Genomic DNA, 22480 nt, shown 5'->3' with positions numbered 1-22480 from the left:
CCCGGCTTACTCAGTCGAACAGCCCCGGCGTCACCGACCCCTGGCGGGCCACCGGCGCGTCGCGCGCGGCCTGCTCGGTCAGCAGGTTGCCCACGCGCACGCCCAGCAGCCGAAGCCGCTTGTCCAGCGGCACGCGCTTGAGGCACTGCCCGGCCGCCCGGCGGATGGTGGCGGCGTCTTGCGTGGGGTGGTCGATGGTGAGGTCGCGCGTGGCGATCTTGAAGTCGTCGTAGCGCAGCTTGATGCCGATGGTCTTGCCCACGTAGCCCTTGCGCTGCAGGTCGCCGGCCACGCGTTCGCACAGGTCGGTGAAGATGCGACCCAGTTCGGCGCGGTCGCGCACGGCGTGCAGGTCGCGGTCGAAGGTGGTCTCGCGGCTCATGGAGACGGGCTCGCTTTCGGTGACCACGGGGCGGTCGTCGCGGCCCCAGGCGGCCTCGTGCAGCCAGGCGCCGCTGGCCTTGCCGAAGTGGCGCACCAGCCAGTCGCGCGGGCGCGCGGCCAGCTCGCCCACCGTGTGAATGCCATGGGACTGCAGCTTGGCGTCGGCCTTGGGGCCGATGCCGTTGATCTTGCGGCAGGCCAGCGGCCAGACCCGGGTTTCCAGGTCGCCTTCGTGGACGATGGAAATGCCGTTGGGCTTGTTGAACTCGCTGGCCATCTTGGCCAGGAGCTTGTTGGGCGCCACGCCGATCGAGCAGGTCAGGCCGGTGGCGTCGAGGATGCTTTTCTGGATGAGCCGCGCGAGCGACCGGCCGCCGTCGCGCTGGCCGCCCGGCACGTGCGTGAAGTCGATGTACACCTCGTCCACGCCGCGGTCTTCCATGACGGGCGCGATGGACACGATCACTTCCTTGAACATCCGCGAAAAGCGCCGGTACGAGGGGAAATCCACCGGCAGCAGGATGGCCTGGGGACACAGGCGCGCGGCCTTCATGAGCCCCATGGCCGACCCCACGCCGAACTGCCGCGCGGGGTAGGTGGCGGTCGTGATGACGCCCCGCCCCACATAGTCCTTGAGCAGCGGGAAGGCCGCGACGGGAATCTCCGACTCGCGGCCGGCGTACTCAGCCACCAGGGCCTCGTCCTGCGCCCGCCGGCCACCACCGATGACGGCGGGCAACCCTTTGAGCTGCGGGTAGCGCAGCAACTCCACCGAGGCATAGAACGCGTCCATGTCCAGGTGGGCGATGCGGCGTGGCAGGGGTGCGGCGGGCTCTTCAGGGGCGGTCACGTCCGCCATTGTCCACGCGCTCCCCGCCAGCTGCGCGGGCCCGCCGGGATGCCCCCGCAAGCACCTGCGCGCTGGGCGATCAGCGCACGCGCAGCGCGCCCGGCTGGCCGTGGCCGGCCAGGCGGAACACGGCCACCGTGTCCACCAGTTGCTGCGCCTGCGCCTTGAGGCTTTCGGCCGCCGCGGCGCTTTCTTCCACCAGCGCTGCATTCTGCTGCGTGACCTGGTCCATCTGGCTCACGGCCTCGCCGACCTGGGACACGCCCGAACTCTGCTCGGCGGTGGCGGCGCTGATCTCGCTCACGATGTCGCTCACACGCTGGATCGACGACACGATCTCGCTCATCGTGGTGCCAGCCTCGTCCACCAGGGCCGTGCCGCGCTCGACGCGCTCCACGCTGTCGGTGATGAGGGCCTTGATCTCCTTGGCGGCATCGGCCGAGCGTCCGGCCAGGCTGCGCACTTCGCTGGCCACCACGGCGAAACCCCGGCCTTGCTCACCGGCGCGGGCGGCTTCCACCGCCGCGTTCAGCGCCAGGATGTTGGTCTGGAAGGCGATGGAGTCGATCACGCTGATGATGTCGGCAATGCGGCGCGAGCTGTCGTTGATGCCCTTCATGGTCTGCACGACCTGGCTCACGACCTCGCCGCCGCGCACCGCCACGCCGGAGGCGCTGCGCGCCAGCTGGTTGGCCTGCTGCGCGCTGTCGGCGTTGTGCTGCACGGTCGAGCCCAGCTCTTCCATCGACGCGGCGGTTTCTTCCAGCGAGCTGGCCTGCTCTTCGGTGCGCTGGCTCAAATCGGCATTGCCCTGCGCGATCTGCACGCTGGCGTTGGCCACGCTTTCGGCATTGCCACGCACCGAATCCACCACCGCGCTCAGCCGGTCGTTCATGGTGGCCAGGGCCTGCAGCAGGCGCGCGATCTCGTCGCGGCCCTCGGTGCGCACGTTGGTGCTCAGGTCACCCTGCGCCACGGCTTCGGCGTGGAAGGCATCGACAAGGTGGCCGCCTGCACGATGTTGTCGTCCGCGAGCTTGAAGCCCTCTTCCGCAGCGGCCAGCGCGGCCTTGCGTGCGGCCTCCACTTGCGGCGGCAGTTTGCCGCCCGAGGCCAGCTCGAGCGTCTTGCGGGCATCGCCGTAATGCTGGCGGGCCCGGTCAGCCAGGGTTTCGATGCGCGCGCGCTCTTCGGGCGATGCGTCGCCCCGTGCGAGCACCAAGGCCCCGCGGGCACGCATCTGGCCCAGGGATTCGGTCAGGTGCGGCAGATGGGCCAGCGCGGCCCGCTGAAGAAAGTAGCTGGCGGGCTCCGAATCCAGGGAGATGCCCGAGCTGTTGGCCACATCGTCGATCAGCCCCAATTCACCGGCCACCAAGGCGGCGTGGCGGGCATTGCTTTGGGCACCCGTGATGGACTTGGCCCCCACGCCCGCGACCAGGGTGCGCCACTCTCCGGACAACGCGTCCAGCTTGGCGGACAGCTCCCGGTCCTGCAGTCCGGCAGCGGCCGCCTGCGCACGCACGATCGCGGCTTCGACCTCGGACTGCTTGGCCTGGCGCGGCGTGTTCAAGGAGGCATCGCCGCCCAGGAAGGCCGCCGACAAACCGCGGTGCTGCTGCGTGAGCTGCACCAGCTTGAGCAGTTCCTTGGCGGGGGCGATGCCCAGGTTTTCGCGCTCCACCGTGCGCAGGGTGTCCCAGTTGAGATGCACCAAAAGGGTGGTAGGAATGGCGAACATGAAGAACGCCAGTGCACCGATCAAAAGGAACTTGCGCGAAATCCGGAGGTTGTTGATCCAATGGGTCATAGGTCTTCACTGGCAACAGCGTCACCAGTTGTAAAAATTAAAACACCACGGATTTGATAGAAACATCCAACGCCGGGCCGTAGGAGAACGCCTTATTTCGCCGATTACCGGCTAAATTTAGCGATTTCATCATTTTATTGATTCGGCCGGACGCACGCCGACAGCTGACGCATTAGGCGTACAGATACACAAAGATACCAAAAAATTTGACTTTTCACCAGATCGGTGCATGCGCATTGAGCGCACCGCGTTGGTGCCAGTCAGCGCACGGTGATGATGTCCCGGTGCATGGGGGCCAGCAGCGCCAGCAGCCGGCTTTGCTGGGTGAACGCAATGCCCTGTTCGTCCATGGCATCCTGAAGCAACTCCACCAGGACGTTGAAGTCGCGCTTTCGGATGGGCAAATCGGCATGCGCCGACTTCATGTCGGCCCCTTCGTAGCGGCATGGGCCGCCGGAGAGCACGCAGATCTGGTCCGTCAGACTGTCCTTGAGCGCCTGGGGCTTGGTCTCCTTGAACAGAGGGCCGATGCGCTCGTCCTTGAATGCCCGGTCCACCAGGCCACTCATGATGCGGGCGATGCCGGGCTTGCCGCCCAGCGCGTCGTAGAGGCCTTCCGGCGCGGCAGTGGCCGGCACCGCAGCAGACGCAGCGGCCCCGGGTGGCGTGGCACCAGCGGCAGGCTGCTGCGCCGCAGCGGGCACGGCTGTGGCAAGAGCTGCGGCGAGCGCTAGGGCAGCGGCGCGCGGCGCGCGGCATGGCGGCACCGCGAATCGGGGGGTGGCAGGGATGGGCATGGGGCCTCCTCTCGTCTTTCGGCCAGCGGCTCAGTACGCGGCCTGCACCGACAGGTACAAGCCGTTTTGCCGGCGGTAGCCCGTCACGCCCGGCACGATGAGGCCCAGGTTGACGTAGGCCAGGGTGATCGACATGTGCTTGTTGGGCGCCCAGGCGATGAACAAATCGCGCCAGTCGTCCTCGCGCAGCGCGGCGCCCAGGCCCGCCGAGGCGCCGATCGCCTGCAGGTTGTTGGGCTTGAAGCGGTATTCGGCGCCGATCGCCAGGTCACGGCGCAGCAGGTAGGCCACGGAGAATTCGGGCTGCAGGCTGCGGCGGCTGCGCCCTGGGGCCGAGCCGCCGAAGCCCAGCAGGCCGTTCTGATTGGCGTTGGTGGAGCGCAGCGTGGCGCTCAGCACCAGATTGCGGTCCAGCAGCAGCTTGGTGGCGGTCACGTAGACATCGGTGCCGCTCGTGTCGGCCCCCAGGAACTCGATGACCCTGCTGGCGGAAGCAGGGTGCAGCCGCTTGTGCTCCACGCCCACCGCCACCTGCGGCATGGCGCTGTCGGCCTCGAGCACCGCATCGCCGAGCAGGCGGACCTTGACCCCGACGATGTCCATCTTGAGGTGCAGATCGGGCTCGACGCCGAATGCCGCGATGCCGTTCAGCGCGACGGCGGGGGCGGCATCGAAATCCTGCTTCGCCACCGACACCTCCACCCGCTCGTTCCAGCCCATCGCCGCGCCGTAGCTCGTGAGGCCGTAATCGCGCGTGCGGGTGCGGGTGGTGAAGGCGCTCATGCCGATCTCGCCCTCGGTGGCATTCGAGCCCACCACCGCCCAGGGGGTGAGCCCGCCGCCGGCCGAGCCGGAGATGCTGCTCACGCCGCCCGTCAGCAGCAGCTTGCCGGTTTCAGCCCGCGCGGTGCCGGCGGCGGCCAGCAGTGCGCAAAGTCCGGTGGTGCAGGCCACCGTGGAGATCCAGTGAATGGGGTGCATGGGGGTTCGTCCGCAAAGGAGCGCCAACCTGCGCTGTAGCAGAGTGTTACCCAAATCGACGCCCGACGAAACCCCCATTCCACGAAGCAGAATGTGAAACCGTCTCCTACAGCATGCGTTCGATCAGCGCGCCCGTGAACAGCACCGGACCCGTCGGCCCCTTGTCGCCCGGCACGCCGCCCTGCGGCTCCAGGCTGATGGCCAGCGTGGGCACGTTCTTCACCGCGCTCTCCGGCGTGGCCAGCGTGAGCAGCGCCTGCGGCCCCAGCACGCCGAGCGAGCGCGGGCCACTGCCGGGTGGCAGCGCCCACAGCTGCAGCGAATGGTCGCTGCCTTCCTGGAAACCGCCCACGCGCTGCAGCACCAGCGCGTTCTTTTGCGCATCGAACGTGACGAGCATGGACGGCGCGGCCTTCGCATCGGCCAGCACCGCCACGTAGCGCACCTGCGGCGTGGCCGCCAACTGCTGGCGCAACTGCGCGATCTGCGCCCCGCTGTCCTGCTGGAGCCGCTGGTGCGTCTGCAGCCCGACGACCACGGCGGCCACCGTGGCCAGCGCGCCCAGCGCCGCAGCCCCGCGCCATAGGCGCACGCTGCGCAGCCATCCGCCAGGGCCCGCACGGTGGCCGTCGCCCTCGGCCCGCGCCGGGACGGCCCCCTGCCGCGCCGCGCGCATGGCCTCGCGTTCCTTTTCGGCCTGGACCAGGTTGTGGATGCGCAGCCACACTTCGGGCGGCGGGGCCTGCTCGGCCTGCAGCTCGGTCAGGCCGGACCAGCGCGATTGCCACACCAGCGCCGCCGCCCGCACGCCGGCATGCTCGCGCGCCAGGGTCTCGAAGCGGCGCCGCGCACCGCCGCGCAGCGTGCCCAGCGCATAGGCGGCCGCCAGTCGGTCCAGCAGTTCAGGGGATTGCGAAAGATTCATGGCAGCACCTCACGCGTAGCGCGACAGGCAGTCGCGCAACTGGCCCAGCCCCCGGCGGATCCACGTCTTGACCGTGCCCAGCGGCAGCTTCAGCTGCTCGGCCAGCTCGCCGTGGCTCAGGTCGCGCAGGTACGCCAAGCTGACCACTTCGCGGTGGCGGTGCTCCAGGCGGCCCAGGCATTGGTGCAGCGCGGTCGCCTGTTCGCTGGCCTGCGCGATGTCCGCTGGCGAGGGCTGATCCGCCTGCAATGTCTGCGCCAGCTCGTCATCGAACTCCTGCGTGAGCTGCGCCCGGTCGGCCGTGCGCCGGCGCAGAAAGTCCAGTGCCCGGCTGCGCACGATCAGGCCCATCCACGCCATCGGCGGGCTCAGGGTTTCGCGGTAGCTGCCGGCCACACGCCAGATGGTGAGGTAGGCCTCCTGCAGCACGTCCTCGGCCCACTCGCGGTTGCGCAGCACGCGCAGGGCCACGCCGAACAGGCGCGACGACGTGTGGTCGTACAAGCGCTTGAGTGCGGCATCGTCGCGTCCCGCGACCTGGTCAATGAGGGCCATCAGTTGGGTGTCCGTGAGGGAGGTGCTCATGCACGCATTGTGTGAGAAAAAGTGCGGTCTCAGCCATGCAGCGAGATACGGTGGGTGTGGGTTGGCGGATACAAAGCCCTCCTTCGGACAAGGACTCTGAATCCGATCGGCCACGGCCGGCGTATGAAGGACACCTGCGGCACGCAGCCCTTGTTCCCGACCCACCAGGAGACAGCATGCGAGACAACCGATCCAAGGCCCTTCCTTTCGGCGACCTGCGTTCCATGAAGCGCCGCGCCACCTTCGCTGCCGGCGCGCTGCTGCTGGCAGCCGGCGCGTTCTACGCCGGCAAGAGCGCGGTGGCGCAGGAAGTGCCGGCCGCGGGCGCGGCCGTGCAGGCGGTGACCGGCTGATCGCCCGGCGCCCGCAGGGGTTGCCTCGCTAGCGGTCAGCCGCAGCCCCGCCCTGCCAGGAGTCGCTGGAGTCTTCCATCGCCATCTGGGTGAAGGCTTCTTTCGCCTGGGCAGCGCGGTTGCGCTTTTTCAGATGGGCGTCGCGCATCAGCAGATACTTGTCCAGGGCCACCTGGTCCACCCATTCGCTGGCCCCCAGATGGTTGGCGCGCTGGCTGACCACCTGGACGGCGGTCAGGCTGTTCTTCGCAGAGACGCTGGAGATCTGGGTCTTCGGGTTGCCCAGGCCATCGACCTGCGATGTGAACACGTCCCTCGCATTGGACGGGCCGAAGAGCGGCACCACCAGATACGGCCCCGTGCCCACGCCCCAGGTGTCCAGGGTCAGGCCGAAGTCTTCCTTGCGATGGGGCATGCCCCAGCCGCTGGCCACGTCCACCAGGCCGAGGACGCCCACCGTGGTGTTCGTGCCGAAGCGCGCCAGGGTCGTCATGCCCTCCCCCACCCGCCCCTGCAGCATCAGGTTGACCGACGACCACGGGTTCTGCCAATTGGAAAAGAAGTTGCTCACGCCTGTCTGCGCCACGTCGGGAACCACGGTTTTGTAGGCCTTGGCAGCCGGCTGCAGGACGACTTGGTCCACGCCTTCGTTAAAGGAAAAGATCTTGCGGTTGACGGGCTCCAGCGGGTCCGGCTGCGCCAGGGAGGCGCATCCGGTACTGAGGACCGCCAAGGCGCAGACGGCATACCGGGCATTCGGCATGCGGCGATTCCAGGGTGCTGAGGGATGCAGGCGAGAGGGCATTCGTACCTCCGGTGACAGTGGGTGATGGAGACTTGAGGGATGGAGTGCATCGCATCCCATGGGCCGCCATCGTCACCGTGCCCGCATTGCTGAATCCTTACTGGCCGGGGCCGGGCGCCGATGCGTGCGTCACGCGCACTTCCAGCCCCACCGCGCCGTTGCGCGCTTCGATGGTCCAGCCATGGGCGGCGGCGATCTCCTGGCAGATCGACAGGCCCAGCCCGGCCCCTTCGTCGCGCCGGGACGCACCCCGCCAAAATCGCTCGCAAAGCTTGCCCAGATGCTCCGGCGCCACCCCCGGCCCTTCGTCGGACACCACGAACCCCCGGCCATGCACCTGCAACCGCACCACGCGATGCGGCGGGCTGTGCTGGATGGCGTTCTCCAGCAGATTTTTGAGCAGGGTGAAGAGCGCACCCCGGTCGGCATCCCAGAGTCCCACGCCCTCGTCGAAAAACAGCGCGATCTGGACCTGGCTGCGCTCGGCCACGCGGTCCATGAAATCGCTGGCCTCCAGGATCGCGGAGCGCGGGTCGCACCGCTCGATCCGGTAGTTGCGCTGCTCGCTGGCCTCGGCCAGGTGGAGCAGCTGCTGCACCTGGCGCGCCATGCGGTCGATGTCCTGGAGCAGGTAGCGGCTGTGCTCGCTGCCACCGGCCTTGCCACCGCCTTGGCCGCCCAGTTCCACCTGCGCGCGGATCAGCGACAGCGGGGTCTTCAATTCATGCGCGGCGTTCGCCAGGAACTCCTGCTGCGTCTGAAACCCCAGCTGCACGCGGTCCAGCGCCCGGTTGAAGGCATCGACCAACGGCACCAGTTCGCTGGGCAGATCCCCCAGCGCCAGCCGATCGCCCAGGGACTGCGGCGTGATGCGCTGCGCCTGCAGCGATGCGATGCGCAGCGGCTCGAGCACCCGGCGCAGCGTCAGGTGCATGGCGATCACGAAAATCACGAGGAACGTGAGGCAGGTGGCCACGATGCCCTTGCGCAGCGCCGGCAACCCGATGCTGTGCTGCAGCAGCAGAACGATGCGGTCGCTGATGGCGAACTGCACGTACCACAGCCGGTCGGGCCGCTGCAGGGGCACCGTGGCGGCATGCATCGCCACGCCGTCGCGCTGCAGCGCGAAGCCCTTGCGCTGCGGATCGAACCCCAGGCCCTCGGGCGCCAGCGGGAATCTTTTCCCGTCGGTGGTGTAGAACACCGCGCCGTGCGGATCGACGATGCGCAGCACCACCTCTTCGCTCAGGCTGGCGAAGGGCCATTCGTCGATGCGGGACCGGTCCAGGCCCACGGGCAGTCCCGCGCCGTCGAAGCGGATGATCCTGGCGATCGACTCCGCCCGCTCGATCACGCTGTGCTGCAGCATGTACCGCTCCAGCGGTTCGAGCAGCACCATGACGACGGCCATGACCAGCCCGCCGCTCAGCAGCATGCCGGCCACGTACAGCAGCAGCAGGCGCCCGCGAAAGCTACGGGGCCAGTGGCTTTTCGCGGACGGCATATCCATGGGTCCTGATGTTGGCGATCTGAACGCTCGATCCCACCGCAACGAGCTTGCGCCGCAGCCGGTGCAGCGCCACGTCCAGCGCGTTCGGCGTGACGGCCTCGGCGATGCCCCAGGCGGCGGCCTCCAGCTCCGAGCGGCGCACCACCTGGCCGGTCTTGCGCAGCAGGCACAGCATGATCTGCACCTCGGTGAGCGGCAGCGCAACGGTTTCCCCACCGCACACCAGGCACCCCCGGCCCGCGTCCAGGCGCAGGTCGCCGTACACCGGGTCCAGCGCCTTCAGATGGGAGGGCCGCCGCAGCAGCGCCCGCACCCGGGCGATCAGCTCCTCCATGGGAAACGGCTTGGTCAGGTAGTCGTCCGCGCCGGATTCGAGGCCGTCGACCCGGTCGTGCAGCGCGTCCCTGGCCGTCAGCATCAGGCAGGGCACGGTCTGGTCCCCCGCGCGCAGCCGCCGCACCAGTTGCAGGCCGTCTCCGTCAGGCAGCCCCCGGTCGATCACCAAGGCGCCGTAGGGAATGTCGCGCAGTGCGAGCCAGGCCGATTCGATGTCGGAAAAGGCATCCACGGCAATGCCGGCCCCCGCCATGGCCTGGCGGATGAGATCGGCCAGCCGTTCGTGGTCTTCTACCAGTGCGATGCGGTTCATCCTCGGGTCCATCCAAAAATACCTGGCGGCCTGCGCGCGGCGCAGGCCCCGAAAATCAGCGGGCCGTCAGCGACAGCAGCCGGTCCACCAGGGGGCCGATGCTGCTGCCATCGCCGGACACCCGCCCCTGCACGAGGTCGAGCCGCAGGCCTTCGATGGCATACCGGCACACCCTGTGCGTGGCGAGGTCCACCGAATCCGTGGCGCACATCTCCTCGACGAAATCCGACCAGATCGCCGGATACTGCGGATCGCCGAGCACGGCAGCCACCGCCCGGCGCTGGTGGCTCCGCAGGGCCGCCAGGCTCGCCCCCATGGCGCGCAGGTAGGCCCGCAGATGCCGTGCCGGGCCGCAGGGCTCGGCGGCCAGGGCGTCGTCCAGGAAGCGGCGAAAGTCTGCCACGTAGTCGTCGAAGACCTCCTCGGAAAAGCCCTTCGGCCCGCCGCGCCGGCCCCGCCGCGCGCACGCCCGGCCAGGGGTTCGCCCCCAGGGCAGGCCGCTGACCGGCCCGAAGGCCGGCCCGCCCGGCACGGGCCCGCCGGGAATGCGCGCAGCGCCACGCATCTCAGAACCGGTGGATGTAGCCGACGGTGGCGCGCGACATGCTCGAGCGCCCCACGATGGGACTGTTCTTGATCTCGTCGGGCAGGCTCGTCGCGCTGACGTCGAGGAACACCATCTGCCGGGGCCGGATCGCGTAGTCCAGCCGCAGACCCAGCTCCATCGTGGTGGCTGCCTTGCCGGTGTACTGCGCGCGGCCGGGCTGCGCCTCGTTGGGCCGCACGCCGAAGTAGTAGTCCACGTATTTTTCGTCGAGCCACTGCGCCTGCACCCGGGGCGTCAGGCCGAAGCTGCCGAAGCCGAACCGCCGGTCCACCTGCAGCTGCAGTTTCTGGCCCTTGCTTTTGCTGGACAGGTCGGACAGCCACTCGCCCGAAACGCGGGCAAAGCCAGTGTTCCAGGTGACGGCCGCGCCGCCCCAGACACCGCCATCGCGGTCGGCCATGCCGGCGAGCCGGGGCGAATCGCCGGCCTCGTAACCGCCATCCTCGTACTTGAGGCGCCCCGTCAGGCCGATGCTGCTCTGGGGGCCGAACTCCTTTTGCAGCAGCTTGACGTCGGCCGTAGCGCCGCTGACGCGAAACCAGCGGCTCTCGTAGAACAGCAGCGGCACGGCGATGTTCTTGCTCTCCGCCCCCGCGTAGGGGCGCCGCACGGCCGAGGCACCGATGCCGATGCCCCAGCTGGACGCAGCGTCCGGCGCACCGGCGGCGGATGCTGCGTCGGTGCGCCGCTCCTGCGCGGCGGCTTGCGTCGCGGCCAGAAGGCACAGGGTGGCGGTGGCGGCGCCCAGGCAGGCGCGCGGGCATTTCTTGAGGGGCGTGAGGGCGAGGGTCATGGGCGGGAACAGGGTTGCTGGAAAACCGATGTTCGGCGCCCCCGCATTACCGGCGACTTACTGGGCGCCCTGCCCGCCGCGAAAACGCCGGTGTGCCGGCACAAAACCAGGGAGGCTGGCGAGCGCCCGCCGGCGCAGGGGGCATACAGCTATATTTTTTATAGCAATACGCCCTAGTAAAACATGCACTGGAGCCCTTTTTCGCTCCAAACGCCCCTGGCGAGCCCTACCGGCAGGCAGCGGCCCGCCGCACCTCACACCGGATAGGTGCCCGGCAGCAGGATCGAGCGGTCCACGCGGTGGATGTCCGTGTGGCCGCAAAAGGCCATGGTCACGTCCAGTTCCTTCTGGATGATCTGCAGCGCGCGGGTCACCCCGGCCTCGCCGAACGCACCCAGCCCGTAGAGGAAGCTGCGCCCGATGAGCGTGCCGCGCGCGCCCAGCGCCCAGGCTTTCAGCACGTCCTGCCCGCCGCGGATGCCGCCGTCCATCCACACCTCGATCTCCTGACCCACCGCCTCGACGATGGCCGGCAGCGCATGGATCGACGAGGGCGCGCCGTCCAACTGGCGGCCGCCGTGGTTGCTGACGATCAGCGCATCGGCGCCGCTGGCCACGGCCAGGCGGGCGTCCTCGGCGTCCATGATCCCTTTGAGGATCAGCTTGCCGCCCCAGCGCTTCTTGATCCACTCCACGTCGCGCCAGTTGAGCTGCGGATCGAACTGCTCGGCCGTCCACGACGACAGCGACGACAGGTCGCCCACGCCCTTGGCATGGCCCACGATGTTGCCGAAGCTGCGCCGCTGCGTGCCCAGCATGCCCAGGCACCAGCGCGGCTTGGTCGCCAGGTTGAGCAGGTTCGCCACCGTGGGCTTGGGCGGCGTGGACAGGCCGTTCTTGATGTCCTTGTGCCGCTGGCCGAGGATCTGCAGGTCCAGCGTGAGCTGCAGCGCCGACACGCCCGCCGCCTTGGCGCGGTCGATCAGGCGTTCGATGAAATCGCGGTCGCGCATCACGTAAACCTGGAACCAGAAACCCGGCCCGGCGTGCGTGGAGACGTCCTCCAGCGAGCAGATGCTCATGGTGGACAGCGTGAACGGCACGCCGAACGCCTTGGCCGCGCGCGCGCCCAGGATCTCGCCGTCGGCATGCTGCATGCCCGTGAGCCCCGTGGGCGCGATCGCCACGGGCATGGCCGTCTCCTGCCCGACCATCCGCGTGCGCGTGGTGCGGCCTTCCATGTTGACCGCCACGCGCTGGCGCAGCTTGATGCGCTGGAAGTCTTCGCTGTTGGCGCGGTAGGTGCTTTCGGTGTAGGAGCCCGAATCGGCGTAGTCGTAGAACATGCGCGGCACGCGGCGCTTGGCGACGACGCGCAGGTCTTCGATGCAGGTGATTTTGGACAGGTCGGCCAAGGGAAACGCTCCTGGGTGTTTTTATGGAATGGGGGAAGCCACGCCCCTCCACGGCGAAGGGAGAGCGCGGCGCACGGGCATCGTAGCGGCGCCCCCGCCGGACGGGTGCTGAAGACTTTTCCCCGGCCCCTGAGATTTTTTGACGGGCCGGACGCGCGGGCCCTGCCCGGCCCTTGCCTCGCCGGGTGGCCTAACGGCGCGCCAGCGCCACGCCCAGGATGGCGACGACGAAACCCACGATCTGCAGGCCGGTGAGCGTCTCGCCGAAGATCCACCACGCCTGCAACGCCGACAGCGGCGGCACGGCCAGCACCAGCGCCGCGGTGCGCGTGGCCTCGCCGTGGCGCATGAGCCAGATCAGCAGCGTTGCGCCGCCGATGGACAGCACCAGCACGGCATAGGCCAGGTAGCCCCACAGCAGCGGCGAGCCGTCCCAGCGCGGCTCGCCGAAGACCAGCGCCATGAACACCAGCACCGTGACGGCCCCCACGTTCTGCACCGCGCTGGCACTGCGCAGGTCGCCAGCGGCCAGCGGCGACTTCTGCACCATCGACCCCACCGTGAGCGCCAGAATGCTCCCGGCCGCCGCGAGCAGCACCGGCAACGTCAGCCCGGCCGCCCCGGCACTGACCGCCAGCCGCGGCCACAGCACCATCGCCACGCCGCTGAAGCCCAGCGCGAGGCCCGCCCAGATGGCCGCCCGCAGGCGCCCACCCAGCAAGGTGACCGCGATGAGCGCGGTGAACAGCGGCTGCAGCGCACCGATCAGCGCCATCACGCCCGAGGGCAGGCCCTGCGCCATGGCCCACCAGCTCGGCCCCACATAAAGGCCGCTCATGAGCGCTCCGGCCACCAGGTGCAGAGCGATGCGGCGCGGCCCGCGCGGCCACGGCACGCGCGCCCACAGGGCCGCCGCGCCGAAGAGCACGGCCACGCCGATGAAGCGCACGGCCAGGAACCAGAACGGATCGGCGTGCGCCGACACGCCCCGCCCCACCAGGAAGCCCGTGGACCAGATGACGACGAAGAGCAGCGGCGCGATGGCGGTCATGCCGCCCTCCCGCACGCCACGGCCGGCGCCCGGCGGGGCCGCACGCACCGGCCGCCGGGGAGCTGCGCACAGGCGCCGAACGCAAAGCATGGTGTCATTTCTTGAGTCCTGCGCCCCGCACTTCGAGGCTGATCGTGTCCAGCACCTGCCCGCCGCCGTCCAGCAGCTCCACGCGGTGCCGCCCGGGCCACGGGAGCCACGCCCACTGCGCGCCCCGGCCCTGCACCCGGCCGTCGATGCGCCAGCGCAGGCCGGCGTGCGCCTGGGTCTGCACCGGGGTCGCCGCGAACTGCAGCCGCTGGCGGTCGGGCGGAATGTCCGGGTCCAGCGCCACGATGGTGCCGGGCGCGGGCGAGAGGATGCGCGGCGACGGCGCCTGCAGGCCGTCTTCGGGTGCGCTGGCGGCCGGGTTGGGACGATTTGGGCCGGACGCCGGGGTTTTCATTGGTTGTTCTGCTACGTTATCGATAGCAAAAAGGGGCTGCTGCGTGCCGGCGATGAACCACTCCTGCCGCGCGCTTTCGATCAGGCGCGCGCCGCCGGGCTCGGGGCCGAAGCGCACGGCCGCCTGCACCAGCCCCTCGGGCGGCGCGGGCGGGCGGCTGCGCGCGCCCGCGCCGGCGCGGTGCAGCCAGCCCATGATCTCGGCCCACACGGGCGCGGCGCCGCTGGTGCCGCTCACGTCGTGCATGGGCGCGCCGCTCGCGTTGCCCACCCACACGCCCACCGTGTAGCGGCGCGACCAGCCCAGCGCCCAGTTGTCGCGCATGTCCTTGCTGGTGCCGGTCTTCACGGCGGTCCAGAAGCGGGTGGCCAGCACGCTGTCGGTGCCGAAGGTGCGTGCGCGGGCATTGCCGTCCGACAGGATGTCGCCCACCAGGAAGGCGGCGCGCGGGTCCATCGCCGGCGCCGCCGCGGGCGTGGCAGTGGCCGCCCGCGGTGCGCCACCGCCTTGCACGGGCGTCACGGCCACCGGCCCGTAGCGCCCGCCGTTGGCCAGCGCCCGGTAGGCATTGGTCAGGTGCAGCAGCGGCACCTCGGCGCTGCCCAGCGCCAGGCTGTAGCCGAAATAGTCGCCGCTCTCGCGCAGCGGCAGCCCCAGCGCGCGCAACTGGCGAAAGAACGCATCGGGCGACACCATGACCAGCGTGCGTACCGCCGGCACGTTGAGCGACGCCGCCAGCGCCGTGCGCGCGGACACCCAGCCCTTGAACTGGCGGTCGTAGTTCTGCGGAATGTAGAGACCGCTGGCCGTCGGGATGTGTGCGCTCGAATCCTCGATGAGGGACGCCGCCGTCAGGCGCTGCTCGGCGAACGCCTGCGCGTACAGGAACGGCTTGAGCGTGGAGCCCGGCTGGCGCGGGGCCAGCACGCCGTCCACCTCGCCGGCCTGGCTCAAAGCGCCGGACGATCCCACCCACGCCAGCACCTCGCCCGTGGCGTTGTCCAGCACCACCACGGCGCCGTCCTCCACGTTGCGGCCCCGCAGCTCCCGCAGGTGCTGGTGCAGCGTCTGCACCGCAAAGCGCTGCAGCGGTGCGCTCAGGGTGGAGGTGACGCGCTCGCGGCGCGCTGGCTCGGCGTCCGCGGCCGGGGTGTCCGAAGGCACCGCTTGCGCCGCCACGGGCTGGCGCAGCAGGTAGCGCGCGAAGTGCGGGGCCACGCCATCGGCGCCGTCGAAGGCCCGGCGCTGCAGCGCGGCGGTGGTGAACAGGTCCAGCGCATCGCAGGACGGCACCACCGGCTTTTGCATCTCGCGCAGCACCCCGCAGGCGCGCTGCGCGACCAGGGCGGGCCGGGCATTGGGGGCGCGCACCAGCGCGGCGGCCACGGCGGCCTCGCGCTCATCCAGCCCGTGCGCGGCCTTGCCGAACAGCGTGCGCGAGAGCGCGTCGATGCCCACGATCTCGCCGCGAAACGGCACCAGGTTGAGGTAAGCCTCCAGCACCTGGTCCTTGCGCCAGCGCCGCTCCAGCACCTGGGCGGCCACGGTCTGCCCCAGCTTTTGCACCACGCTGCGCCCACCCGCGCCCTGGCGCCAGTCGCCGTCGAGCAGGCCGGCCAATTGCATGGTGAGCGTGCTCGCGCCGCGCGTGCGCTGGTTCCACAGATTGCCCCAGGCGGCGGCCGACACCGCGCGCCAGTCCACGCCGCTGTGCTCGTAAAAGCGCTTGTCCTCGCTGAGCACCAGCGCCGTGCGCAGCGCGGGCGACACCTCGGCCAGCGGCACCCACTGGCCGCGCCGCACGGTGGCATCGGTGCGCAGGCGCTGCAGCACCTCGCCCTCACGCGAGAGCACCAGCGTGTCGGAGGGGCGATAGTCCGCACGCACCTCGTTGAAGGAGGGCAAGGCCCAGGCGGCCGGGGCGGCGATGCCGGCCAGACCCAGCGCGAGCAGCGCCCGCCCCACGGCCACTGCGCCATGGCGGACGGTGGCGGTGCCGATACCGGCGCAGACATCGCGGCGGCCCCACCCATTGCGACGCCAGGTGGCGATGCTGCGCACGACCGCGAGAAAATCCATGGGCATGGGAAGAAGGAGGATGGGTCGGAGAACAGGAGAGCGGAGGCCGGCCCGCAGGCCGGCGGCGACCGGGGATTGTCGCCTCCTCCCGTGACGCCGTCCCACCCGGCGTTGCACCGGGCGATGGCCACACCCCCGGATCGCAGACGCAGGGCGGGCCCTTCCGATTCTCGCGCAGAAGCCGCCGCGCGCCGCGCAGGACCTGAACGGACCCTGGGGACTTTCGCGCATCGCGCCGCACCCTCGTGTAACCTTTGGCGCAACGCCACTTCGCTCCGGCATTGGTCACGGAGCCAGCTGACGGCTCCTCTCCGGCGGGCCTTGGTGCCATGCCCCAGGGGACCTCCCGCTTTCATGTTCGCCGTGCCCCGGGCCGCAGCCCGCGCTGCGCTGGCGGGCCATTCATGCGCTCTTCTGAACCGTGCGGCACACGCCCCGCACCTGCGCACCACCCCTTTGAAAGGCCACTGCTTTGCCTTGCTTTTCCGCACCCCGCTTCCTGGCCGCTGCCATGGCAACCGCCGCCGGCCTGGCCGGCAGCGCCGCGTTCGCCCAAGCCATGCCGCCGCGCCTGTCGGCCCCGCTGCCCACCACGCAGAACGCGATGATCAACAACACGCAGATCACGACGGACGATTTCCGGCAGGCCTACGTCAGCCCGGCGCCGCAGGTGCGGCAGCAGGCCGAGCTCTACCTCACGGGCGTGCTCGACGCCACCGAGGGGCGTGCGTGGTGCGGCTACCCCACGCTCAAGACCATCACCATCGACGAGCGCCTGTTCACCGAGTTGAAGAAGGTCGAAGGCCCAGCCCTGCAGCAGCGCGCCTCCAAAACCCTGGTCGCCATCCTGTCCAAGCAATTCCCTTGCCGGAGCCCGCGTTGACCAAGCCCATCTTCGAGAACCTCAAGTCCCATCACTATTCCTCCGACCGCATGCAGCCGACCCGATTCATGGACGGCGACAGCGTGTACCGCGAGATCGGATACGACATGGGTCAGCTGAAGCGGCAGAACGCCGGCTACGAAAACACCTGCGCGGTCCGCATGAGCCTGGCGCTGCTGAAGTCGGGCACCGGCATCACCGGGCGCCTGAAAATCAAGGAGGGCCCGCTCAAAGGCCGGTTCGTGGAGCCGGGCGCCAAATTGCTGGCCGACCAGCTCATGCAGCGCGGCGTGCTGGGCTACCCGCAGATCCTCACGCCCGACAACGTGCAGGCAAAGATCCAGGGAAAGCGCGGCGTGATCTTCTTCTGGAAGATGGCCAGCTACAACGGCGGCCACATCGATCTGGTGGAGTCCACCAACGCGGCGGCCGTCTGCAGCTCGGCCTGCTATTTCGACTCCAAGGAAATCTGGTTCTGGCCGCTGGACTGATGGGCGGCAGCGCGGGCCACTTTGCGTGGCCTCGCGCCGCGCCCGGGGTCCGTCGTGGCGACCGCGTCAGTTCTTGGTGGCCGCGTCCCAGTGCTCGGCGATCTTGCCGTTCTCGATGCGGAACATGTCGAACCAGGTCGTCGTGTATTTCTTGGTCGGGTCCTGCGGGTCCGTCATTTCGCGCACGAAGCTCAGAATGACCTTGTCGCCCTCGGCCGTGATCGCCACCAAAGGCGCCTTCACGCGCGGCTCGATGGGCGTGGGCGGCACGAACTGCGAGAAAAAGGCGATGAAGGCCGCGCGGCCCGTGGCCACCGTGGGGTTGTGCTGGATGTAGTCTTCGGCCATGTACTTGGGCGCCAGGTCCATGTGGCCCGCCTCGAACACCTCGCGCCAGAAGTTGTAGACCAGTCGCTTGTTCCACGCCAGCCGCCAGTCGTGGCTCATGAGCAGTTGCTCGTGGTCCGGCTGCTCCACCACCGGCACCTGGGCGTGGGCCGCCACCGGCAGGACGATCGCCGCCGCGAGAACGCAGCGGGCCAATAGTTGCTTCATGAAACTCCCTTTCAGAATCGATGGACACGGCGGATTTATATCTGTCGGCCGCGCCGGCGGCGCAGGCCCGTCGATCTTTGTGGTGAGGCAATGTTTCAATCCTCAAATTTGCTCAGTGCCCTGGCCAAACGTCGTGCGGTGGGGTACGGCCCCAAGGCTCTCCAGCGGGCCGTCATGGCACGATCTCAGGCGCGCGCCGGCTCGGCCTGCGGGCCGCGTTCGCGCGGCGCCACACGCGCAGCACATGCCGGGCCGCGCGGGCCAGGGCTTCGTCGAGCGCGGTGCGCCAGTCTCTGGCCACCGACGAGACCACCACGGGGCCCGCGCCGTCGGTGCGCAGCTCGATCCGGCAGCGCTTGTCCACCCCGCCCCGGGGGCCGTTCACGTCGGCCAGCTGAATGTCGGCACGCGGCACCTGCGCACTCAGGCGCCGGAGCACGAACCGCACGCGGCGATCGACGGTATCGCGCATCGCGGTGGCTTCGGGATGGCGGGACTGGAAAAAAATCTGCATCAGCGTTCTCCTTCGTTGGAGCAGTCACCTTAGCCCGCGCGCCTGCAGGGACACAGCAGTTTTCCCCTGCCAACACCCTCTGAAAAACCTGCTGCCTTGCAGCCAGCCCGTCAGCCTCAAGGTTTCGGGTGAACCGATGCAGCCATCTCAGAAAACCTGCTTCTTCCATTGGCCACCCGGCCGCACATTCAAGGCTGTTACCACCACAGGAAGCCCCCATGAATCGCCCCATGAAGCCATTGCCCCTTGTCTCCCACCTGCTCTCCTCCCTGCGCGCCCAGGCCCTGCTGTGGCTGCAGCAGGTGTCGCACGGCAGCGGCGCGTTGCGTGCACCGGTGCGCGTTCCCGTGCGGATCGACGCTGCACACCCTGCGCAGCCGACGCGCCACCGCCGCTACCGCGATTGACGCGGCCTGCTCGCCCAACACCGTTCGCCCCCACAACACTTCACAAAGGAAAACCCCCATGCGCAGCTACCCCACCAACAGCCCCGAAGCAGCGGCCCGGATCGTCGGCCTGCTGCTGATCTCGGACGGCCACGTCAGCCGTTCGGAAACGGACGCCCTGCAGCGGCTGGACATCGAAGGCGAACTCGGCCTGGCGCCCGGCGACTTCGCCCAGGTGCTGCACGCGCTGTGCGAAGACCTCTTGATGGGGGCGCGCGAGCGCCGCCTGCTGACCGGCAACCTCGACGAAGCCGCCCTGGCCGCCCTGATGGCCGAGGTGACCGAACCCGAACTGCAGCAGCGCGTGCTGCACTTCGCCTGCACGGCGGCGACCGCGGACCACCACCTGGCGGCCGCTGAGACCTGGATCATGGAAGCCGCACTCAAGCACTGGCGCATGGGCGAGGCATCCGATGCGCCCAAGGCCGCGCCGGTCGCGGCCGGCCTTTGAACAGGGCCGCGCACGGGCCCGCCGAAGGCTAGGCTGGCGCCGCCGCGTGGGCCGCCGCGACCATCTGGCGCACCAGCGGATGGTGCTGCCCGCGCCGCGACCAGATGGCGTGCACCTCCTCGCCGATGTCAGGGCAATCGCCCAGCAGGCGCAGGCCCCGCACCAGCCCCACGTCCTGCGCGCCCAGCTGGCTCACGGGGAACACCCCGAGCCCGCGGGCCGCGAAGACCGCGAGCAGCGCGCTGTCTTCGAACTCACCCACCACCTGGGGCCGCACGCCAATGTCCTCGAACCAATGGTCCAGCGTGGACCGCAACGGCGAATGGGACGTGGGCAACAGCACGGGAAGGTCCTGCAGCGACTGGGGGAACCGGTCGCGCGCGTGTTTCCTGACCAGCGAGGCCGGCCCATACCACTGCAGCGTGGACCGCGCGATCCGCTCGCTGGTCAGGCGCTGGGTGGGATTGCGCGGCGCGGCCTGCCCGGCCAGCACCACGTCCAGCTGGTGCAGGGCCAGCTCGGACAGCAGCTCGTCGAACTCGCCCTCGTGGCATACCAGGCGAAGGTGGGGCGTGGCGAGCACCGGCTCCAGCAGGGCATGCGCCGCCAGCTTGGAAATGCCGTCCGACAACCCCACCGACAGCCGGGCGACCTTGGCGCTGGCCGCCTCCCGCACCTCGTCGGGAATGCCCTGCCCCAGCTGGAAGATCTCTTCCGCCCGCGCATAGGCTGCCTGGCCCGCCTCGGTCAGCACCATGCCTCGGCCCGAGGGCTTGAGCAACTGGTGGCCCAGGTCCTTTTCCAGATCCCGCACCTGCGCGCTGATGGTCTGCACCGCCATCTCCAGGCGGTCCGCGGCGCGGGCGAAGCCGCCTTCCTTGGCGACCATCCAGAAATAATAGAGATGGCGGTAGTTCAACATGCGACCCCCGGATCGGAAAAACCGAATGCTATGTTCGATAAAAGCTGGTGTCCATCAAATGCCGCCATGGCCATACTGGGCGCTCGCCCATTCGAAAGGACAACCTCCATGTTTTATGCCATCAGCTGGTTTCTCTCTCTATCGCTTCTCGCCCTTTGGTCGCTGGCCTGCTGGGGCATGCATGCCATGGCGGTCTGGGCGGTGTCCAGCGCAGGCGCGCTGGCCGGGGGCACGTCTGCCATGAATGCCGTGGTGCTGCCGGAGTGGATCAGGGGCTGGATACCGCCCGAGCTGGCCCGGGAGTTGGCGGCCATGATCGCCTCCGCCGGCCCGATGGTTCAGGCGGCGCTGGACACCGTGCCCGCCTTGGCCGGCGCCGTCACCGTGCTGGCCTGGGCCTTGTGGGGCCTGGGCGCCGTGATCTTGCTGGCGGTTGCCTTCGGGGTCCACGTCCTGATCGCGCTGCTCAAGGGCCGGCGGACCGTGCACGGCACGCCGCGCGCCACGGTCGTCCAGTAACAGGCCCGAGCCCGGCCCCGGGCGCCCTGCGCCGGGGCCGGGCGGTGCTCACTGGTTGGAGATGATGGTGAGCAGATCGCCCCGGACGTCGGGGTTGTCGGTGTACTTCTTGTACAGCGGCGCCATGCGGCGCACATAGGGAGAGAAGTCGGACACAGTCACGAACTGCACGCCTTCCCTGGCCACATTCGCACGGGCCGAGACCACCCGCTTTTCCCACAGGTTGCGCATCAGCACGGCGGAGGCCTTGCCCGCTTTCTGGAAGGCCTGCTGGTCCTGCGCGCTCAGCCGGTTCCAGAGCTTGGTGGACACCACCAGGGCCTCGGGCGAGATGGTGTGCTGGTCCAGCAGCATGTATTTGGCCAGCTTGTAGTGGCCGGTCGATTCGTAGGAGACCAGGTTGCCCTCGGCGCAATCGATGGTGCCGTTGCGAAAGCTGTCGAGCACTTCCTTGTAGGGGACGACCACGGGGGTGGCGCCGAGCAGCTTCACCATCTCGATGGAGGTTTCCGACTGCTGCACGCGCACCCGCTGGCCGGCCAGGTCTTCGCGCCGGGTGATCGGCTTGTTGGCGCAGTAGAACGAGCGCGCGCCGCCGTTGTACCAGCCCAGGACCACGAAGCCGGAGGCCTTCAGCTTCTCGGACAGGCGCTCGCCCATGGCGCCATCGAGGTAGCGGAACATGTGGGCGGCATCGCCGAACAGGAAGGGCAGGTTGAACGCCTGCAGGCCCGGCGCGGCCTCGGCCAGCGGGCCCAGGTTGAATTCGGCCAGGTCGATCTCGCCGGCCTTCATCATCGTGACCGCCTTGCCCTGATCGCCCAGCACCGCATCGGAAAACAGCTTGATGGTGTAGCGGCCCTGGGTGGAGGCTTCCACCTCGCTGATGAAGCTTTTCATCGCCTCGGTGACCGGGTAGCCGTCGGGGTGGGTGTTCCAGGCCCGCAGCGGCGTCTGGGCCCCCGCGGGTACCGACGCCGCCATGGCCATCACCGCCGCCGATGCAAGCATCGGAAAATTCATCTTGCGCATCGTGTCCCCCAAGTGTTCGAAACATGCCTGTCCGCCAGCACGGCATCGTGCCCTGGCAGCGCATTTCGCTGAGGGGCGCGCCGGCATGGCCTGCGCATTCTCCAAGGGGGGCTCAGCCGTAGCAAGCGCTTCGCACGAGAGGTGCGACGGGCAAACCACAACCGCTCGAAAGGAGCAGTTGGCGAGGGGAGCGGGATGTGATAGCCCAGGCGCTTAACGTTGCCGCGCCGGCTTCTCGAACGGCTTCATGGAACGGTTTACTTGCAGCGCAGATCGAGCGTCTTGCGGGCGTCGATGCGGTAGTCGCAGCGTTCCACTTTCTGGGTCAATTCAACACCCACCGTGCGCGCATCGGCGTAATGGCAGCGCACGTTGACGGTGCGCCCCCGCCGCATACACGTACCCGAGCTGCCAGTGCCCCGCGTGCTCCTTCGCGACGCCGGGCACCAGGGTCGCCAGATGTTCGACCGGGCCGTCGAACACATCGACCTGCCGCAAGGGCTGGCCGGGTTGCGCGGGGCAGACCCCGGCGGCCTGCGAGGTCGGCATGCCGCCGTTGGCTGCGGCGAACAGCAGCACACCCAGGATCGGCCGGGCCCATGGCATGGGCAAGCGTGTGCAGCGCGCAC

The 22480-nt window shown here is 69.3% G+C and carries 26 protein-coding genes; 6 read left to right on the top strand and 20 right to left on the bottom strand.

All coding sequences use genetic code 11. The annotated features are described in order from the left end of the window. Nucleotides 1-10: 10 nt before the first annotated feature. From AVKW3434_RS11020 to AVKW3434_RS10995, 7 genes are all read right to left on the bottom strand, one after another. Complete coding sequence (locus AVKW3434_RS11020) at nt 11-1243, bottom strand: DNA polymerase Y family protein (RefSeq protein WP_284405876.1); 1233 nt, start codon at nt 1241-1243, stop codon at nt 11-13. 70 nt (nt 1244-1313) lie between these two features. Continuing rightward, nucleotides 1314-2210, bottom strand: coding sequence for a methyl-accepting chemotaxis protein (locus AVKW3434_RS24280; protein WP_502869056.1), 897 nt, complete (start codon nt 2208-2210; stop codon nt 1314-1316). Continuing rightward, the gene (locus AVKW3434_RS24275) at nt 2192-3043 is read right to left on the bottom strand and encodes a nitrate- and nitrite sensing domain-containing protein (protein ID WP_502869055.1); all 852 of its coding nucleotides are present in this window, start codon (nt 3041-3043) and stop codon (nt 2192-2194) included. Before AVKW3434_RS24275 ends, AVKW3434_RS24280 begins: the two co-directional genes overlap by 19 nt. 260 nt (nt 3044-3303) lie before the next feature. Next, nucleotides 3304-3840 (bottom strand): group I truncated hemoglobin, encoded by a 537-nt coding sequence (locus AVKW3434_RS11010; RefSeq protein WP_284405875.1) that lies wholly within the window; start codon nt 3838-3840, stop codon nt 3304-3306. Between the two features lie 30 nt (nt 3841-3870). After that, nucleotides 3871-4821, bottom strand: coding sequence for a DUF3034 family protein (locus AVKW3434_RS11005; RefSeq protein ID WP_284405874.1), 951 nt, complete (start codon nt 4819-4821; stop codon nt 3871-3873). A 106-nt stretch (nt 4822-4927) separates the two neighbouring features. After that, nucleotides 4928-5746, bottom strand: coding sequence for an anti-sigma factor (locus tag AVKW3434_RS11000; protein WP_284405873.1), 819 nt, complete (start codon nt 5744-5746; stop codon nt 4928-4930). Nucleotides 5747-5755: 9 nt separating this feature from the next. After that, entirely contained in the window at nt 5756-6331 is a 576-nt protein-coding gene (locus tag AVKW3434_RS10995; RefSeq protein ID WP_272564487.1) for an RNA polymerase sigma factor, read from the bottom strand. 176 nt (nt 6332-6507) lie between these two features. Here AVKW3434_RS10995 and AVKW3434_RS10990 point away from each other — a divergent pair, with 176 nt between their 5' ends. Continuing rightward, entirely contained in the window at nt 6508-6684 is a 177-nt protein-coding gene (locus tag AVKW3434_RS10990; RefSeq protein WP_284405872.1) for a hypothetical protein, read from the top strand. 28 nt (nt 6685-6712) lie between these two features. Here the strand turns inward: AVKW3434_RS10990 and AVKW3434_RS10985 are convergent, their stop codons facing one another. The 8 genes from AVKW3434_RS10985 to pbpC all read right to left on the bottom strand — a co-directional run bounded on the left by AVKW3434_RS10985 (nt 6713) and on the right by pbpC (nt 15924). Beyond that, the gene (locus AVKW3434_RS10985) at nt 6713-7447 is read right to left on the bottom strand and encodes an MlaA family lipoprotein (protein WP_284405871.1); all 735 of its coding nucleotides are present in this window, start codon (nt 7445-7447) and stop codon (nt 6713-6715) included. 139 nt (nt 7448-7586) lie between these two features. Then, a complete protein-coding gene (locus tag AVKW3434_RS10980) occupies nt 7587-8993 on the bottom strand; it encodes a sensor histidine kinase (RefSeq protein WP_284405870.1) in 1407 nt (468 codons plus the stop codon). After that, nucleotides 8962-9648: a response regulator transcription factor gene (locus AVKW3434_RS10975; protein ID WP_284394963.1), complete on the bottom strand. Its 687-nt coding sequence runs from the start codon at nt 9646-9648 to the stop codon at nt 8962-8964. Before AVKW3434_RS10975 ends, AVKW3434_RS10980 begins: the two co-directional genes overlap by 32 nt. A 55-nt stretch (nt 9649-9703) precedes the next feature. Then, entirely contained in the window at nt 9704-10213 is a 510-nt protein-coding gene (locus tag AVKW3434_RS10970; protein ID WP_284405869.1) for a hypothetical protein, read from the bottom strand. 1 nt (nt 10214) lies between these two features. Then, a complete protein-coding gene (locus AVKW3434_RS10965) occupies nt 10215-11048 on the bottom strand; it encodes a MipA/OmpV family protein (protein WP_284405868.1) in 834 nt (277 codons plus the stop codon). A 254-nt stretch (nt 11049-11302) separates the two neighbouring features. Further along, the gene (locus AVKW3434_RS10960; protein ID WP_284405867.1) at nt 11303-12463 is read right to left on the bottom strand and encodes an alpha-hydroxy acid oxidase; all 1161 of its coding nucleotides are present in this window, start codon (nt 12461-12463) and stop codon (nt 11303-11305) included. Between the two features lie 190 nt (nt 12464-12653). Continuing rightward, nucleotides 12654-13514 (bottom strand): DMT family transporter, encoded by an 861-nt coding sequence (locus AVKW3434_RS10955; RefSeq protein WP_284405866.1) that lies wholly within the window; start codon nt 13512-13514, stop codon nt 12654-12656. 94 nt (nt 13515-13608) lie between these two features. Continuing rightward, entirely contained in the window at nt 13609-15924 is a 2316-nt protein-coding gene (gene pbpC, locus AVKW3434_RS10950; RefSeq protein WP_284405955.1) for a penicillin-binding protein 1C, read from the bottom strand. 625 nt (nt 15925-16549) lie between these two features. Here pbpC and AVKW3434_RS10945 point away from each other — a divergent pair. Then, entirely contained in the window at nt 16550-16921 is a 372-nt protein-coding gene (locus AVKW3434_RS10945) for a Rap1a/Tai family immunity protein (protein WP_284405865.1), read from the top strand. Next, nucleotides 16918-17412, top strand: a complete 495-nt coding sequence (locus AVKW3434_RS10940) for a T6SS effector amidase Tae4 family protein (protein ID WP_284405864.1) — start codon at nt 16918-16920, stop codon at nt 17410-17412. The genes AVKW3434_RS10945 and AVKW3434_RS10940 overlap by 4 nt, the downstream gene beginning before the upstream one ends. A gap of 66 nt (nt 17413-17478) precedes the next feature. On the opposite strand, the gene AVKW3434_RS10935 is transcribed toward AVKW3434_RS10940, so the two are convergent. After that, nucleotides 17479-17967 (bottom strand): nuclear transport factor 2 family protein, encoded by a 489-nt coding sequence (locus AVKW3434_RS10935; RefSeq protein ID WP_272564504.1) that lies wholly within the window; start codon nt 17965-17967, stop codon nt 17479-17481. Between the two features lie 172 nt (nt 17968-18139). Next, entirely contained in the window at nt 18140-18481 is a 342-nt protein-coding gene (locus AVKW3434_RS10930; protein ID WP_284405863.1) for an HPF/RaiA family ribosome-associated protein, read from the bottom strand. A 230-nt stretch (nt 18482-18711) separates the two neighbouring features. Here AVKW3434_RS10930 and AVKW3434_RS10925 point away from each other — a divergent pair, with 230 nt between their 5' ends. Together AVKW3434_RS10925 and AVKW3434_RS10920 are read left to right on the top strand one after the other, a co-directional pair. Beyond that, nucleotides 18712-18888, top strand: a complete 177-nt coding sequence (locus tag AVKW3434_RS10925) for an arylamine N-acetyltransferase family protein (RefSeq protein ID WP_284405862.1) — start codon at nt 18712-18714, stop codon at nt 18886-18888. Nucleotides 18889-18946: 58 nt separating this feature from the next. Next, a complete protein-coding gene (locus tag AVKW3434_RS10920) occupies nt 18947-19378 on the top strand; it encodes a TerB family tellurite resistance protein (RefSeq protein ID WP_284405861.1) in 432 nt (143 codons plus the stop codon). A gap of 28 nt (nt 19379-19406) precedes the next feature. Here AVKW3434_RS10920 and AVKW3434_RS10915 read toward each other — a convergent pair whose 3' ends face one another. Continuing rightward, the gene (locus tag AVKW3434_RS10915) at nt 19407-20300 is read right to left on the bottom strand and encodes a LysR substrate-binding domain-containing protein (RefSeq protein WP_284405860.1); all 894 of its coding nucleotides are present in this window, start codon (nt 20298-20300) and stop codon (nt 19407-19409) included. 108 nt (nt 20301-20408) lie between these two features. Here AVKW3434_RS10915 and AVKW3434_RS10910 point away from each other — a divergent pair, with 108 nt between their 5' ends. After that, the gene (locus AVKW3434_RS10910) at nt 20409-20819 is read left to right on the top strand and encodes a hypothetical protein (protein WP_284405859.1); all 411 of its coding nucleotides are present in this window, start codon (nt 20409-20411) and stop codon (nt 20817-20819) included. 48 nt (nt 20820-20867) lie between these two features. On the opposite strand, the gene AVKW3434_RS10905 is transcribed toward AVKW3434_RS10910, so the two are convergent. Further along, nucleotides 20868-21851, bottom strand: a complete 984-nt coding sequence (locus AVKW3434_RS10905) for a TRAP transporter substrate-binding protein (protein ID WP_284405858.1) — start codon at nt 21849-21851, stop codon at nt 20868-20870. A 330-nt stretch (nt 21852-22181) separates the two neighbouring features. Further along, the gene (locus AVKW3434_RS10900; protein ID WP_284405857.1) at nt 22182-22457 is read right to left on the bottom strand and encodes an STY0301 family protein; all 276 of its coding nucleotides are present in this window, start codon (nt 22455-22457) and stop codon (nt 22182-22184) included. Between the last annotated feature and the right edge of the window lie 23 nt (nt 22458-22480).

It is taken from the genome of Acidovorax sp. SUPP3434 (assembly GCF_030159015.1).
GTDB lineage: Bacteria > Pseudomonadota > Gammaproteobacteria > Burkholderiales > Burkholderiaceae_C > Paracidovorax.
This window is presented reverse-complemented; position numbering and strand designations above follow the sequence as displayed.